We start from the raw sequence: 15,917 nt of genomic DNA, 5'->3' as shown, positions 1-15,917 counted from the left end.
TTGCCGCTGTTAATGTCGTTTTACCGTGATCAACGTGACCAATCGTGCCAACGTTAACGTGCGGTTTGGTCCGTTCGAACTTACCTTTTGCCATGATAAATATCCTTTTGTTTAAAAAAGCAAAATACTGCTTCTCTAGTTATTATTAGAGAATTTGCGCGGTAGTCCCGCACAAATTCTGGGTTAAAAATAAATCTAAGTACAAATTATTTTGCACGCGCACTCATTACAGCTTCAACGACATTACGCGGCGCTTCTGAGTAATGTTTGAATTCCATTGAGTACGTTGCACGACCTTGAGTCGCTGAACGCAAGTCAGTTGAGTAACCGAACATTTCTGACAATGGCACTTCAGCGCGAATTGCTTTACCGCCACCAATCATGTCGTCCATACCTTGAACAATACCGCGACGTGATGACAAATCACCCATCACTGTGCCCGTGTATTCTTCTGGTGTTTCCACTTCAACTTGCATCATTGGCTCGAGCAATACTGGCTTACCTTTACGCATACCTTCTTTGAACGCCATTGAGCCCGCCATGCGGAACGCATTTTCGTTCGAGTCCACGTCATGGTACGAACCAAAGTGAACAGTTACTTTCACGTCAACCACTGGGTAACCAGCAATCACACCTGATTTCAGCGTTTCTTCAACACCTTTAGCAACCGCTGGAATGAATTCGCGAGGAATCACACCACCTTTGATTTCATCAACGAATTCAAAACCTTTACCCGCTTCTTGCGGTTCGAGCTTCAATACGCAGTGGCCGTATTGACCACGACCACCTGATTGCTTAACGAATTTCGCTTCGGCATTTTCAACCACTTCACGAATCGTCTCACGGTAGGCCACTTGTGGTTTACCGACATTCGCTTCAACGTTGAACTCACGCTTCATGCGGTCAACAATAATTTCCAAATGCAACTCACCCATACCACCGATAATCGTTTGGCCTGATTCTTCATCAGTCGACACTCGGAATGATGGATCTTCTTGCGCCAAACGGTTTAAAGCCAAGCCCATTTTTTCTTGGTCAGCTTTGGTTTTTGGCTCTACAGCTTGAGAAATCACTGGCTCAGGGAAGACCATGCGCTCGAGGATAATTGGCGCGTCTAATGCACACAATGTTTCACCCGTCGTTACGTCTTTCAAACCGATACATGCAGCGATGTCACCTGCCAAAACTTCTTCTACGGGCTCACGTGAGTTGGCATGCATTTGCACGATACGACCCACGCGTTCTTTTTTGTCTTTAACAGAGTTCAAGACACTTTCGCCCGCTTTCAACACGCCCGAATACACGCGCACGAATGTCAATTGACCAACGAATGGATCCGTCATCAATTTGAACGCCAGTGCGGCGAATTTTTCTTTGTCGTCGGCTTTACGCGTCACGGGGTTACCGTCTTCGTCTTCACCTGTAATCGCTTTCACGTCTACTGGTGATGGCATGAAGTCCAAAACAGCGTCCAACATGGCTTGTACGCCTTTGTTTTTAAACGCTGAACCGCACATCATGGGTTGAATTTCGCAAGCCAATGTACGCGTGCGCAAAGCTGATTTAATTTCTTCTTCAGACAAATCACCTTCTTCAAGGTATTTGTTCATGAGTTCTTCAGTCGCTTCAGCAGCAGACTCAACCATTTTTTCGCGCCATTCTTGTGCCGTAGACACCAAGTCAGCAGGAATGTCACCATATTCAAACTTCGTGCCTTGTGACGCCTCATCCCAAATGATGGCTTTCATCTTAATCAAATCAACCACGCCTTGGAAGTTTTCTTCCGCGCCGATTGGAATTTGAATTGGAACTGGATTTGCACGTAAACGAGTTTTCATGCCTTCAACAACTTTGAAGAAGTTCGCGCCAGTGCGGTCCATTTTATTCACGAATGCCAAGCGAGGCACGGCATATTTGTTGGCTTGACGCCATACGGTTTCAGACTGCGGCTGAACACCACCAACCGCACAATAAACCATACATGCACCATCCAACACACGCATAGAACGCTCAACTTCAATCGTGAAGTCAACGTGACCGGGGGTGTCAATGATGTTGATGCGGTGCTCTGGGTATGTACCAGCCATACCTTTCCAAAAGGTCGTGGTTGCAGCAGAAGTAATCGTGATACCACGCTCTTGCTCTTGCTCCATCCAGTCCATCGTTGCTGCGCCGTCATGAACCTCACCAATTTTGTGATTCACGCCTGTGTAAAACAATACGCGTTCTGTCGTTGTGGTTTTACCTGCGTCGATGTGCGCAGAAATACCAATATTACGATAACGCTCAATAGGGGTCTTGCGAGCCATAATCAATCCTTGTTCGGAGAAAGAAATCACTTTCCCCATCTATAAATATTTTAAGCCTTCAACATCTCTATATTTTGCAAAACAAAGCGGAAAAAAATCTTCAGACATCCGCTTTGCTTCCTGCAAAAATTAGAAGCGGAAATGAGAGAATGCTTTATTCGCTTCTGCCATGCGGTGAACTTCGTCACGTTTTTTCATGGCACCGCCACGGCCTTCAGCCGCATCCATCAACTCACCCGCCAAGCGCAAAGCCATGGTTTTTTCACCACGCTTTTTGGCCGCTTCACGCAACCAGCGCATCGACAATGCCATGCGACGCGATGGGCGGACTTCGACAGGTACTTGATAGTTGGCACCACCAACACGGCGGCTTTTCACTTCAACCATTGGCTTTGCGTTGTTCAATGCAGTAGTAAACACTTCCAATGGGTCTTTACCCGTTTTGGTAGCAATTTGCTCCAATGCACCGTAGGCAATACCTTCAGCTACAGCTTTTTTGCCAGATAACATGATGACATTCATGAATTTGGCTAAATCTACACTGCCAAACTTTGGGTCTGGCAAAATTTCACGTTTGGGGACTTCACGACGACGAGGCATCTCATCTTCCTTTCTTCAGTTGGGCAGAATACTCTACCCTGACGGCGAACAATCTTCACCACGCACCGTCACTTACTCGGCTACCAATCACTTGGACACCGCGTTTTATTAAAAATTAAACTCTTATTCAACAATCTATGCGCTAAAAGGGCTAAAAATTACTTAGCTGCCTTAGGGCGTTTCGCACCGTATTTAGAACGTGATTGTTTACGGTCTTTAACACCTTGCAAGTCCAAAGAACCACGGACGATGTGGTAACGCACACCCGGCAAGTCTTTTACACGACCGCCGCGAATCAACACAACACTATGCTCTTGTAAGTTATGACCTTCACCGCCGATGTAAGAAATCACTTCAAAGCCGTTGGTTAAACGAACTTTGGCAACTTTACGCATCGCAGAGTTTGGTTTTTTAGGTGTAGTTGTGTATACACGCGTGCACACACCACGTTTTTGAGGGCAATTGTCAAGCGCTGGGCTTTTGCTCGCCTCACGTACGGCAGAACGAGGCTGACGTATCAACTGATTAATCGTTGGCATTGTTTACATCCAATATAAATACAATATATTCATTTAATCACGGCAACCAATGATGGCGGCTCTTTTCACTTTTTTGTTTTTGATGTTTTAAAACAAGTAAGTTACTGATTAAACACGTTAAATTCACTAAAACACATGAGGAGCATAAGAAAAAAACATACACCTCACCCATTACAATGAACTTTGCATGATACGCCAGAAAACAAAAGGGGTCAACGATTTTAGCCGCTGACCCTCTGCTTAAGTCTCTGAATTCATAGGATTTACAACACTATGCCGACCATTCTTTTTCTGCCGATTGCTCAACTTAAATCCATGCCCCTGCCTGTTTCGATGGCTGTGCAAAATTCGGCGCATCTGCCGCATTTTCAAAAGTGACCATTTCGTAGTTGGCTTCGTCGGCCAGCACCGCTCGAATCAGTTGGTTATTCAAAGCGTGTCCTGATTTGTAAGCACTGTAAGCGGCCAAAACGGGATGTCCTATGACATACAAGTCGCCTATGGCATCCAGAATTTTGTGTTTGACAAACTCATCGCTGTATCGAAGCCCTTCTGGATTGAGAATTTTATATTCGTCCATCACAATGGCATTGGACAAACTTCCACCCTGCGCCAAACCCAAACCTCGTAAAGCCTCAACATCTTGAATAAATCCAAAAGTGCGCGCGCGTGAAATGTGTTTCACAAACGCATCGCCTTCAAAATCAAGCTCATATTCACTGCCCGTTTGGTCTATGGCTGGATGGTTAAAATCAATATTGAATCGCGCTTTAAAGCCGAAGTAAGGGTCAAGTCGCGCCCATTTGTCACCTTCAATAACTGAGACTGACTGCAAGATACGTATAAACTGGCGTGGTGCATTTTGCTCGACCAAACCAACCGAGCCAATCAAATAAACGAAACTGGTGGCGCTGCCATCCATAATTGGAATTTCGGGCGCATTCACCTCCACAATTACATTATCAACACCCAGTCCAGCCAAGGCCGACATCAGATGTTCGATTGTAAGCACGCGTGCTTGGCTGTTTTCTGGATGAGCCAAGGTGGTCGCCATCCGTGTATCGACCACTGCCTGAGCATTGGTCTTAATATCCAACTGCTCATCTACATCTGTCCGTCGATAAATCACGCCTGTATTAATCGGCGCGGGCTTGAGTGTCAAAATCACCTTGCGGCCTGAGTGCAAGCCTATACCTGTTGTTTTGACTTCACTTGCCAAGGTTTTTTGTAAAAGTGCTTTCATGCGTTTGTTCCAGTTCGTCGTTGCTTATGTGAGCAATTCCCACAACCTTCCTTAAGAAAGACTGTCATTATTTTGACATTTTACGTCAAATCTAGAATATTCATTGGCCGTATATTTTGCTTCACTCATTCATATATACATGCAGAGCGAAGCTGTATGTTATGTGTCATAAAATGACACCGCAAAAAAACCACCTTAATTGGTGGCGTTCTAAAAACGATCTCAGATTTTAAAGGGACAAAAGCCCATCGTTCAGCTTTCTAAACGATGGGTAAAACGTGTGAAGACTCCAATCAAGGCAGGGGATGCCTTGATTGTTTTTTCAATCAATCCGCTTGACGACGCAAAAAGGCGGGCACATCCAAATCAGAAAAATCTTCACCATTGACCACGCGCGTCGTCACCTGTTCGCGTTGGCGGCGCATAAATGTTGGCTCAGACAAGTCATCATAGTTACCAAAAGTTTGCACCATACCACGGCGCACATCTGCTGCGGGCGCATCAACGACTGGCGCGGTGTAACCACCGTGAAAACTAATGTTCTCGGCGGCAACAGCGGCATGCGACACTGGGGCAGCATAGTTTGCTTCTACAGGTGCTGGCTCTACTGCAGGCGCAGCTGTTTCGGGAGCGGATGTGGTGCGAACGCCTGTCGCTTCTTTTTTCGACGAATCCATATAATCGGAGTAAGGCGCACCACCTAAGCCCGTTGCCACAACAGTGACTCGCAGTTGATCGGTCAATGACTCATCATAGACAAAGCCATAAATCACCGTTGCATCTTCAGAAGCACAGTCACGAATGATGCTGACCACTTCGCGCGTTTCACGCGCTTTTAATGTTTCGCGCGAAGCCGAAATATTAATCAAAATACCACGCGCACCAGATAAGTTCACACCATCTAACAATGGACTTGCCACTGCTTCTTCAGCGGCATGACGAGCGCGATCAGGCCCAGAAGCCAAGGCGGTTCCCATCATGGCACGCCCTTGTTCGCCCATCACAGTTTTGACGTCATTGAAGTCGACATTGATATGGCCATCGACATTGATAATCTCTGCAATGCCTGCAACCGCATTATTCAAAACATCATCTGCGGCATGAAAGGCTTCGTCCATGGCAACATCATCGCCTAAAATTTCTTCGAGCTTGTCATTGAGCACGACGATGAGTGAGTCCACATTCGCTTCTAATGCGGCCAAACCTTCATTGGCGATTTTCATGCGGCGCGAGCCTTCGTATGAAAAAGGTTTTGACACTACAGCGACCGTCAAAATACCCATTTGTTTGGCCACTTCGGCGATGACAGGGGCCGCACCCGTTCCAGTACCACCGCCCATACCTGCGGTGATGAAGACCATATTGGCATCACGCAATAGGTCTGCAATACGGTCACGATTTTCCTCTGCGGCCGCGCGCGCAACTTCTGGCTTCGCACCCGCACCTAAGCCACTTGAGCCCAACTGCAATTTGTTCACAGCAGTGGCATGTTTCAATGCTTGCGCATCGGTATTGGCGCAAATAAATTCCACGCCAGACACGCCTCGCGCAATCATGTGCTGCACGGCATTACCACCAGCACCACCCACACCAATCACTTTAATGATTGTGCCTTCAGGCTTCTCATTTAACATTTCGAAGTTCATTTTATTTCCCCTTTTTTCTAACACACGTTAAACTACATTGATGTCAGCGATGCTTTGCTTTCTTCAAATTTCAATACTATTTTTTAAAACGTTTTAACAAACCATTCTTTCATTTTGGTCCAAACGGATTGTTGCGAACCATCATTCACATCTACTCTGCTCGCTTTTGCACGAGGTAAGATGGCATTTTGCGAGTCACTTTCTAATTTCAACTTGCCACGCGTCGCAGTTTGTCGTCCATGGTGTAAACCCACATCCTCGCCTTTGTGTCGGCGAGCTTCAATTAACAAGCCGACGACCGTGGCGTAACGCGGATTACATACAATGTCAGACAAATTGCCGTCATAAGTTGGCTGCGCAATGCGCACGGGCTTCATGAATACTTCTTCGGCCAATTCGGTCATCCCAGGTAGAAGGCTCGTACCGCCCGTCAATACAACACCCGAAGCGATTAAATGCTCGAAACCTGCTTCAACCAAATTACGTTGCACCAACACAAATAACTCTTCAAGTCGAGGCTCAATCACCGCCGCCAACGATTGGCGTTTGACACGACGCGCCACTCGGTCGCCCACACCAGGAATTTCAATCACGGAGTCAGGCGGCACCATCATTTGTTTACTCACGCCGTAACGCAGCTTTAACTCTTCGGCTTCGACTGTGGGCGTACGTAACGCCATGGCAATATCGTTCGTGACTTGGTCACCTGCAATTGGAATCACCGCCGTGTGACGAATCGCACCATCAATGAACACCGCAATGTCTGTTGTGCCACCACCAATATCCACCAAAGCCACGCCAATATCGCGCTCGTCTTGAGTCAATACCGCCATGCTTGAGGCCAGCGGTTGCAAAACCAATTCACTCACATCAAGACCACAACGACGGATGCACTTCACAATATTCTGTGCCGCAGACACGGAGCCTGTGATGATGTGCACTTTCACTTCCAAGCGCATCCCTGTCATACCAATCGGATTACGAATGTCATCTTGGTCATTGACTTTAAACTGCTGCGGCAGCACATGCAAAATCTGTTGGTCTGCTGGAATGCTGACCGCACGCGCTGTCTCCAAAACCCGCTCAATGTCCGCCTGCGTGATTTCGGTATCTTTTACCGCAACCATGCCGCTTGAATTGAAGCTGTGAATATGGCTACCTGCGATGCCTGTGCATACACTGCGAACCGAGAAGCCTGCTCGCAACTCAGCTTCTTCAATCGCATATTGAATGGTCTGAATGGTCTCCTCAATATTAACCACCATGCCTTTTTTCATGCCGCGCGAAGGATGATGCCCAATCCCAATGACATTAAAACCATTATTCGGCTGCACTTCGGCAATCATCGCCACCACTTTGGACGTGCCTATATCTAACGCGACGATTAAATCTTTTGTCGGTTCACTCATTTTTTCTCACCTGTATTGTTAACGTTTGTGACACTGGCCACACGATGCAATTCATCTGTGCGCATCGCAAATCCATTTGGGTAACGAAGGTCAATGTATCCACCTTCCCCTGATTTCATATTTCCCTTAATAAAAGCCGCTGACTGCATTAAGCGCGTCGCACGCTCTTGTAAAACCGTGGGCGTATCCGCTCGCCCGAACTCTATTTGCAAACCATTGGACAAGCCCAACCGCCAGCTGTATCGCTCCGATAATGTCAACGAACGCAAGCTCCACCCCATAGGCTTGAGCCATTCCTGAAACACAGGAATTTGCTCGGCCACTAACTTCGATGCCTCCAGCGGCCCCTGCGTGACCAGCAGTTGCCGACGTGTTGCCTCATCCAAACTCGCATCAAACACATCGCCGTCCGAACTCAAATACTGTGAACCCCATACGGCAACAGGTTTAAACGCTTCGACAGACACTTCTATTTCATGCGGCCAGACTCGGCGCACCGATGTGCTTTTCACCCAGCTAAATTCTTTTAAGCTGTTTTGAACCTCTTTCAGCTCCATCGAAAAAAAACCGCCTGCCAAGCCGCTGTCTAAATTTTTTTGCAACAAATCACGTAAGCGAGCCTCATCCAACTGCTTCACATCGCCGACAAATTTAAACTGATTGATGGCAAAATAAGGTCGCTGCAACAACCACGCAACCCCAGCCAAGGCAAGCAAGGCCAAGGCGACGCGCATCACCAATCGCGCCACCCAAGCCATCAAATCAACGTCTTGCCAAATATTCAGCATCTCAATCAGCCCACTTGCCGTTGCACGTGTACACGCGCATTACTCAAAATCTCGATAACCAACTCTTCATAACTTAAACCCGACGCACGCGCCGCCATAGGCACCAGTGAATGGTCGGTCATACCAGGCGATGTGTTCATTTCTAACAAAAATGGTTTGCCGTCTACAGCACGCAACAACACATCCGCACGCGCCCAACCTGCACAATCTAAAGCACGATAGGCATTCAAAACCAAGGTTTGAATCTGCGCCGTCAAATCCTCAGACAGCTCTGCGGGACAAACATAAACAGTTTCGTTGCCGTTGTATTTATTATGAAAATTGTAGTCACCTGAAGGTGCTTTAATTTCCACAATCGGCAACGCTCGCGCGGAAGCCCCTGTCCCCAATACCGCACACGTCAATTCACGCCCTTCAACACATTGCTCAATCAAGGCATGCGTATCGTATTTCCACGACAGCTCACACGCGGCCTGCAGCTGCTCTACCGTTTCGACTTTACTTGCCCCCAATGAAGAACCTTCATGTGGCGGCTTAACAAAAATCGGCAAGCCCAAAGTGTCAATAATCTCAGCCTGAACCGCAGCAATATCCGCGCCGCGCGGCAGGACATAATATAAAGGGGTCGACAAGCCATTTTGCAACCACACTTGTTTGGTGCGTACTTTGTTCATGGCCAAAGCACTCGCCAACACGCCACTGCCCGTATACGGTATGCCCATCAGCTCCAAAGCACCTTGCAATGTACCATCCTCACCAAAACGTCCATGCAGGGCAATAAAGACTCGATTAAAACCTTCTTTTTTCAAATCAAACACATCGCGTGTAGCGGTATCAAACAAATGCGCATCCACACCTTGTTTAACCAAGGCCGCATGAACCATTGTGCCTGAGCGAATCGACACCTCACGTTCTGCTGACACACCGCCGTACAACACAGCGACTTTACCTAATTGTTCTTTTTTGATGTTCATGTTTATATCCCTCAACCTGTAATATGTCCTGCCAGCTCAACCACCTGCGCTGATACCGCACCGACCGAACCTGCACCCATGGTGATGACCACATCGCCATCACGAGCAAAGTCAACAATGGCTTGCGGCATCTGCGCTATGTCATCAACAAAAACAGGCTCAACCTTGCCCGCCACGCGCAAAGCACGCGCCAACGAGCGACCATCGGCGGCCACAATCGCAGGCTCACCCGCGGCATAGACTTCTGCCAATAAAATAGCATCGGCTTCTGATAACACTTTCACAAAATCTTCAAAGCAATCGCGCGTGCGTGTGTAACGATGCGGTTGAAATGCCAATACGATGCGTCGATTCGGGAACGCGCCGCGCGCCGCCGCTAAAGTCGCGGCCATTTCCACGGGATGATGACCATAATCGTCCACTAATGTGAATTGACCACCATCATTTGCCGCTGACACGTTGACCTCACCATAACGCTGAAAACGACGGCCTACGCCATTAAAAGCAGCCAAGGCTTCAACAATCGCCGCATCATCCGCATCCAATTCTGTAGCCACTGCAATTGCGGCCAAGGCGTTGCGCACATTGTGCAAGCCAGGCAAATTCAGAACCACATCCAGTACGGGTAACTCCTCACCAAAACCTTTGCGCTCAACCTTAAACTTCATTTGTCCATTCGCATCCACAACGTCATACGCACGGACTTGCGCATCATCTGACACACCATACGTAATTACTGTTTTTGCAATGCGTGGCGCAATCTCTCGCACGTTTGCATCATCAATACAGACCACGGCTGCGCCATAAAAAGGAATGTGCTGCGTAAAGGCGACGAAAGCATCTTTCAACTTATTGAAATCATGGTCGTAGGTGTCCATGTGGTCTGCGTCAATATTCGTAATCACCGCAATCATCGGCAACAGATTCAAGAACGAACCGTCCGATTCATCGGCTTCAACCACAATGTATTCACCCTTACCCAGCCGCGCATTGACTCCCGCGCTGTTCAACTTGCCACCAATCACAAAGGTTGGGTCCATGCCGCTTTGCGCCAAAACACTGGCGGTCAAAGAGGTGGTTGTGGTTTTGCCATGTGTGCCCGCAATGCCAATGCCACGACGCAAGCGCATCAATTCCGCCAACATCACCGCACGCGGCACAATCGGTATGCCACGCTCACGTGCCGCCACCCATTCAGGGTTGTCTTGCGCAATGGCCGTTGAAACCACCATCACATCGGCTTTTTGAACATTCTCCGCAGAATGACCGATATGTACTTTTGCGCCCAAGTCACGCAACCTCTTAACCGTCGCGCTATTCGCCGCATCCGAACCTGACACGGAATAGCCCAAATTAATCAACACTTCAGCAATGCCGCTCATGCCTGCGCCACCAATGCCAACGAAGTGAATCAAATCAACTTTATGTTTCATTTTTATCTCTTTTATGTTCTCTTTTAAGCTGCTGTTTTTGCCACGTCCAAACACGCTTGTGCAACATCTTGAGTGGCTTTGGGCTTCGCCACCGAGCGTGCTTGAACGGCTCTTTGTTTCAATATGTCGCGCGTGAGCACGCTCAACTCATCGGCCAAACGTTGTGCGGTCAAATCAGCCTGCTGGATACATACACCCGCACCGACTTTAGTCAACAAAGCCGCATTGGTCGTTTGATGGTCATCCACCGCAAACGGGAAAGGCACCATAATGCTCGGCACGCCCGCCGCCGCCAACTCGCTTACGGTCATTGCCCCTGAACGACAAATCAGCATGTCAACCTTGCCATACAAAGCGGCCATGTCATTGATGAAAGGCACGCATTGCGCCTCTACTTTGGCTTGTGCATAGTTTTCACGCAATTGCGCAATCATTTTTTCACCCGCCTGATGAATCACGAGCGGGCGAGAAACCTCAGGCATTAAAGCCAATGCTTGCGGCACCACACTATTTAATGCTTGAGCACCCAAGCTGCCACCCACCACGGCGATTTGCAATGGTCCTTCATGCTCTGCATAGCGCATGTCGGGTGCAGGCACATCAACAATGGCTTGTTTAACAGGATTGCCTACCCATGTGGCGTTTGGCAAGACATCTGGAAAACCTGATAAAACACGTTTAGCCATTTTCGCCAAGAACTTATTTGACATGCCGACAATCGAATTTTGCTCATGCAACACAATCGGCACGCCCGCCATTTTCGCGGCAATGCCACCAGGCACCGTGATGTATCCGCCCATGCCCAACACAACATCAGGCTTGACCTTGCTCATCACCCGACGTGCTTGCAGCACTGCTTTTGCCAGTCGTAACGGAAACAACAACTTAGTCGCCACGCCTTTACCCCGCACGCCACCGAACTCAACACTATTAAACTCAATGCCTTGTTGCGGCACGAGTTTGGCTTCCATGCTGCTCTTCACACCACCAAGCCAAACCACTTTATGCCCTTGCAGCTCCAGCTCATGTGCGACCGCCAGACCTGGCATGATGTGCCCGCCTGTACCGCCCGCCATGATTAAAATTGTTTTTTGGCTCATACCGTTTCTCCCCGCATGAGTCGGCGATTTTCATAGTCCACACGCAAAATAAAGGCAATCGCCAAGCAGTTGACCAAAATCCCACTCCCACCGTAGCTAATGAAAGGCAGCGTCAAACCCTTGGTTGGTAACACGCCCATATTCACACCCATATTGATAAAACCTTGCACACCAAACCAAATCGCAATGCCTTGCACGGCCAACGACTGGAATACGCGGTCAAATGCCATCGCCTCACGCGCAATTGAAAATGAACGGCGCACCAATACTGTAAAAGCCAAAATCACAGCCCATACACCGACCAAACCAAACTCTTCACCAATCACCGCAAGGATAAAATCCGTATGCGCTTCGGGCAGATAAAACATTTTTTGCACAGAGTCACCAAGCCCCACACCAAACAATTCGCCTCGGCCAAAGGCAATCAAAGATTGAGTCAGCTGATAAGCTTTGCCTTCCGCATTGTCTTTAGTCCACGGGTCAAGGTAGGCAAACAATCGCGCAGCTCGCCACGGCGTCAGCACAACCATAGCGGCAAACCCCGCGGACAAAATAGCCACAATCGCAGCGAAAACTTTATAGTTCACACCGCCAATAAAAATCACGCCCATCACAATCGACACGATGACCATCAACGCGCCCAAATCAGGCTCGGCCATCAGCAAAACACCCACAATGCCAATGACCACAATCATCGGCACAACACCTTTGCCAATATCACGAATATCACCTTGTTTACGCACGCAGTAGCTCGCGGCATACAGCGCACTGGCTATTTTCATCAGCTCAGAGGGTTGTAAATTCATAATACCCAAAGGCAACCAGCGGCGACCACCGCCGACATCTCGCCCTACAACCAAAACAATCATCAACAAAAACAATGTGCCCACAAAAAACAAAGGCGCGAGTTTTTCCCACGTCTTGGTTGGCACTCGAAATGCAAACACGCCTACAATTAACCCAACAAAAATCCCAGCCGCGTGGCGAATTAAAAAGGCGTAATGACTGTAGTTTTTATAGCGGTTCGAATCAGGCAATGCGATGCTCGCCGAGTACACCATGACCAACCCTAAAAACATCAATAAAACAGGCACCCACAATACGACCCAATCCACTTCTTGGCGCGCCAAACTGGGCGCACGCAAAAAATTGGGTACGCCATCATGTTGAGTTTGCACGCCCGCAGTGCGAAATTTAAATCGCTTCATTTAAACCTGCCCATTCTCATGCGCCCATGCCTGCACCGCCGCCACAAATACTTCGGCACGATGGGCATAATTTTTAAACATGTCTAAACTTGCACACGCAGGCGACAACAGCACCGCTTCATTCGCTTGCGCCTGCTCGGCCGCGTGTTGCGTGGCCTCTTCCAAGGCTTGGTGAATCGTGATGTGGTCACACGCCCCATCTAAACTGTTCTTCATCGCCTGCGCATCTTTGCCGATTAAACACATGACGCGCACATGCTGCTTCACCGCATCGAACAATGGCGAAAAATCTTGTCCTTTACCGTCGCCACCCGCCACCAAGACAATGGTTTTGCCTAAGCCTTCCAATGCCGCCAAAGTTGCGCCAACATTTGTGCCTTTGCTGTCGTCAAAAAAATCAACGCCATTGATATTGGCAATCCATTGCACGCGATGCGGTTCGCCTTCATAGCTGCGTAAACCATGCAACAACTTCGCCAAAGGCAAATCAATCGCTCGGCACAAGGCCAAAGCGGCTAAAGCATTCATCGCATTGTGACGACCTCGAATGCGCAGAGCATCCGCTGGCATCAGTCGTTGCAAGGACGCAGGTTCGACCGCTTCCACTTTGCCGCGTTTTTTGCGCGTTTCGTCCACTTCCACCGCTGTCGCGACAGCCAACCAATCCATCGCCCCATCCAACCACAAGCCGTACTGCCCATTTTCACTCGGCATGCTCACACCAAACGTGCATACAGGTTTCCCTACGCCCACCATTGGCATGGTCAGTGCATCATCACGATTAAGCACCCGTACCGTTGTGTCACCAAAAATATGGGTTTTGGCTTGGACGTATTCGGCTTCGTCCGCATGCCAATCTAAGTGGTCTTGGCTGATGTTAAGAACAGTCGCAGCATCGGGATTAAAATCTTGCGCCCATTGCAATTGAAAGCTGGACAACTCGAGCACCCAGACCTGCGGCAATGCCTGCGCAAGTTGTGCATCACATAACGCGTCCAACATGGCGGGGCTGATGTTGCCTGCCGCAATGGCCGATACCCCCGCAGCTTGGCATAAATGGCGGGTCAACGACGTGACGGTCGTTTTGCCATTGGTGCCCGTAACGGCAACGACCTTGGGTGCATAACCACTTTGCGCCTTTAAATCAACCAGTGCGCGAGTAAAAACAATCAGCTCACCGACCACGGGAATATTGCGCTCAGATGCGCATGACAAAATGCTTTTCAACGGTTCTGCGTGCGGGCTTAACCCAGGGCTAACGGCCACCTCGCCGATGCCATCTAAATACTCAGCTCGAAACTCTCCGCACAACACTTTGACATCAGGATAGTTGTCATTAACGGTTTTCAATTGAGCAGGTGCTTGGCGTGAGTCATAAACGCGCACAGGCACGCCACGCATCACCGCGTGGCGAACCATCGCCAAACCAGACTCTCCTAAACCGATAATCAATTGCACTGTTGACATAGCCTGCGCATTTCCTTTTTATTTTTTAACGGAGCTTGATGCTCGCTAAACCAATCAAAACCAGCATGATGGTGATAATCCAAAAGCGCACCACCACTTGTGTTTCACGCCAACCTTTTTGCTCATAATGATGGTGCAAAGGCGCCATCAATAAAATTCGACGACCAACTCCATAACGTTTTTTGGTGTATTTGAAATAGCTGACTTGCAACATGACCGATAACGTCTCGACCACAAAAATCCCACCCATGATGAACAACAAAATTTCTTGACGGACAATAATGGCAATGGTGCCCAGTGCACCGCCCAAAGCCAATGCACCCACATCGCCCATAAACACCTGCGCTGGATACGCATTAAACCAAAGGAATGCCAAACCCGCGCCCGCCATTGCCGCGCAAAAAACAAAGACTTCGCCCGCTCCTGGAATACTGGGCAATAACAAATAGCTCGCGTAATTGGCATTGCCTGAAATGTAAGCAAAAATCCCCAAGGCCGAACCAACCATGACTGTTGGCATAATCGCCAAGCCGTCTAAACCGTCGGTTAAATTAACCGCGTTACTCGCTCCGACAATCACCAAATATGACAAGAACACAAAGCCAAAAACCCCCAATGGGTAGTTGATACTTTTGAAAAAGGGCACGATTAAATCCGCCTTATTCGGTAAAGGCATGGTCATGCCGCTTTTTAGCCACTCCCAAAACAAACCAAAAGTGTGCAGCTCACTTGAAGCAGAGACAGAAAACACCAAAGCCACCGCAGCAACACCTCCGATAATGGTTTGCCACATGAATTTTTCGCGTGAGGGCATGCCGTTTGGATCGCGATTCACCACTTTACGATAGTCATCGGCCCAACCCACCCAGCCAAAGCCCATTGTCACCAGCATGACAATCCACACAAACCGATTCGATAAATCCGCCCACAAAAACACTGAAATTGCGATGGAAATCAGAATCAATGCGCCACCCATGGTGGGCGTGCCTTGTTTGACCAAATGTGTTTGCGGCCCATTGGTACGAACCGCTTGACCGAACTTCATCTCCGCTAATTTGCGTATGACATGCGGCCCTGCAATCAAGCCAATGATTAAGGCGGTTGCACAGGCGAGCACCGCACGCAACGTTAAGTAATTAAAAACGTTGAAAAATCGAACGTCCTGTGCGAGCCATTTGGCAATTTCTAATAACATGTGTAC

General features: G+C 48.6%; 14 protein-coding genes. All 14 read right to left on the bottom strand.

All coding sequences use genetic code 11. The annotated features are described in order from the left end of the window. Positions 1-94, bottom strand: a 94-nt coding sequence (locus DFR44_RS07865) for a GTP-binding protein (protein ID WP_005434227.1), incomplete at its 3' end; no start/stop codon positions are given. Positions 95-206: 112 nt separating this feature from the next. Then, on the bottom strand, positions 207-2,309 hold the full coding sequence (gene fusA, locus DFR44_RS07860) for an elongation factor G (protein ID WP_133620797.1): 2,103 nt from the start codon (positions 2,307-2,309) through the stop codon (positions 207-209). A gap of 129 nt (positions 2,310-2,438) precedes the next feature. After that, positions 2,439-2,909 (bottom strand): 30S ribosomal protein S7, encoded by a 471-nt coding sequence (gene rpsG / locus DFR44_RS07855; protein ID WP_133620795.1) that lies wholly within the window; start codon positions 2,907-2,909, stop codon positions 2,439-2,441. 158 nt (positions 2,910-3,067) lie between these two features. Continuing rightward, positions 3,068-3,448: a 30S ribosomal protein S12 gene (gene rpsL / locus DFR44_RS07850; RefSeq protein ID WP_133620793.1), complete on the bottom strand. Its 381-nt coding sequence runs from the start codon at positions 3,446-3,448 to the stop codon at positions 3,068-3,070. Between the two features lie 307 nt (positions 3,449-3,755). Next, entirely contained in the window at positions 3,756-4,691 is a 936-nt protein-coding gene (gene lpxC / locus DFR44_RS07845) for a UDP-3-O-acyl-N-acetylglucosamine deacetylase (protein ID WP_133620791.1), read from the bottom strand. A gap of 326 nt (positions 4,692-5,017) precedes the next feature. Beyond that, positions 5,018-6,337, bottom strand: coding sequence for a cell division protein FtsZ (gene ftsZ / locus DFR44_RS07840; RefSeq protein WP_133620789.1), 1,320 nt, complete (start codon positions 6,335-6,337; stop codon positions 5,018-5,020). An 83-nt stretch (positions 6,338-6,420) separates the two neighbouring features. After that, a complete protein-coding gene (ftsA, locus tag DFR44_RS07835; RefSeq protein WP_133620787.1) occupies positions 6,421-7,746 on the bottom strand; it encodes a cell division protein FtsA in 1,326 nt (441 codons plus the stop codon). Continuing rightward, complete coding sequence (locus DFR44_RS07830) at positions 7,743-8,534, bottom strand: cell division protein FtsQ/DivIB (protein WP_133620785.1); 792 nt, start codon at positions 8,532-8,534, stop codon at positions 7,743-7,745. The genes ftsA and DFR44_RS07830 overlap by 4 nt, the downstream gene beginning before the upstream one ends. A 5-nt stretch (positions 8,535-8,539) precedes the next feature. Continuing rightward, the gene (locus tag DFR44_RS07825; protein ID WP_133620783.1) at positions 8,540-9,508 is read right to left on the bottom strand and encodes a D-alanine--D-alanine ligase; all 969 of its coding nucleotides are present in this window, start codon (positions 9,506-9,508) and stop codon (positions 8,540-8,542) included. Between the two features lie 11 nt (positions 9,509-9,519). Beyond that, positions 9,520-10,941 carry a UDP-N-acetylmuramate--L-alanine ligase gene (murC, locus tag DFR44_RS07820; protein ID WP_133620781.1) on the bottom strand — a complete coding sequence of 474 codons (1,422 nt, stop codon included), beginning with the start codon at positions 10,939-10,941 and terminating at the stop codon, positions 9,520-9,522. A 23-nt stretch (positions 10,942-10,964) separates the two neighbouring features. Further along, positions 10,965-12,041: an undecaprenyldiphospho-muramoylpentapeptide beta-N-acetylglucosaminyltransferase gene (murG, locus tag DFR44_RS07815; RefSeq protein WP_133620779.1), complete on the bottom strand. Its 1,077-nt coding sequence runs from the start codon at positions 12,039-12,041 to the stop codon at positions 10,965-10,967. Then, positions 12,038-13,249 carry a putative lipid II flippase FtsW gene (gene ftsW, locus DFR44_RS07810; RefSeq protein WP_133620777.1) on the bottom strand — a complete coding sequence of 404 codons (1,212 nt, stop codon included), beginning with the start codon at positions 13,247-13,249 and terminating at the stop codon, positions 12,038-12,040. The genes murG and ftsW overlap by 4 nt, the downstream gene beginning before the upstream one ends. Continuing rightward, positions 13,250-14,716 (bottom strand): UDP-N-acetylmuramoyl-L-alanine--D-glutamate ligase, encoded by a 1,467-nt coding sequence (murD, locus tag DFR44_RS07805; protein WP_133620775.1) that lies wholly within the window; start codon positions 14,714-14,716, stop codon positions 13,250-13,252. Positions 14,717-14,741: 25 nt separating this feature from the next. Further along, positions 14,742-15,911 (bottom strand): phospho-N-acetylmuramoyl-pentapeptide-transferase, encoded by a 1,170-nt coding sequence (gene mraY, locus DFR44_RS07800; RefSeq protein WP_133620773.1) that lies wholly within the window; start codon positions 15,909-15,911, stop codon positions 14,742-14,744. Positions 15,912-15,917: the final 6 nt, after the last annotated feature.

The sequence above is a fragment of the Hydromonas duriensis genome (assembly GCF_004363775.1).
Lineage (GTDB): Bacteria > Pseudomonadota > Gammaproteobacteria > Burkholderiales > Burkholderiaceae > Hydromonas > Hydromonas duriensis.
This window is presented reverse-complemented; position numbering and strand designations above follow the sequence as displayed.

Coding starts and splice junctions, on each gene's coding strand:
- fusA (WP_133620797.1), bottom strand. CDS start 2,309: ATGGCTCGCAAGACCCCTATTGAGCGTTATCGTAATATTGGTATTTCT.
- rpsG (WP_133620795.1), bottom strand. CDS start 2,909: ATGCCTCGTCGTCGTGAAGTCCCCAAACGTGAAATTTTGCCAGACCCA.
- rpsL (WP_133620793.1), bottom strand. CDS start 3,448: ATGCCAACGATTAATCAGTTGATACGTCAGCCTCGTTCTGCCGTACGT.
- lpxC (WP_133620791.1), bottom strand. CDS start 4,691: ATGAAAGCACTTTTACAAAAAACCTTGGCAAGTGAAGTCAAAACAACA.
- ftsZ (WP_133620789.1), bottom strand. CDS start 6,337: ATGAACTTCGAAATGTTAAATGAGAAGCCTGAAGGCACAATCATTAAA.
- ftsA (WP_133620787.1), bottom strand. CDS start 7,746: ATGAGTGAACCGACAAAAGATTTAATCGTCGCGTTAGATATAGGCACG.
- DFR44_RS07830 (WP_133620785.1), bottom strand. CDS start 8,534: ATGCTGAATATTTGGCAAGACGTTGATTTGATGGCTTGGGTGGCGCGA.
- DFR44_RS07825 (WP_133620783.1), bottom strand. CDS start 9,508: ATGAACATCAAAAAAGAACAATTAGGTAAAGTCGCTGTGTTGTACGGC.
- murC (WP_133620781.1), bottom strand. CDS start 10,941: ATGAAACATAAAGTTGATTTGATTCACTTCGTTGGCATTGGTGGCGCA.
- murG (WP_133620779.1), bottom strand. CDS start 12,041: ATGAGCCAAAAAACAATTTTAATCATGGCGGGCGGTACAGGCGGGCAC.
- ftsW (WP_133620777.1), bottom strand. CDS start 13,249: ATGAAGCGATTTAAATTTCGCACTGCGGGCGTGCAAACTCAACATGAT.
- murD (WP_133620775.1), bottom strand. CDS start 14,716: ATGTCAACAGTGCAATTGATTATCGGTTTAGGAGAGTCTGGTTTGGCG.
- mraY (WP_133620773.1), bottom strand. CDS start 15,911: ATGTTATTAGAAATTGCCAAATGGCTCGCACAGGACGTTCGATTTTTC.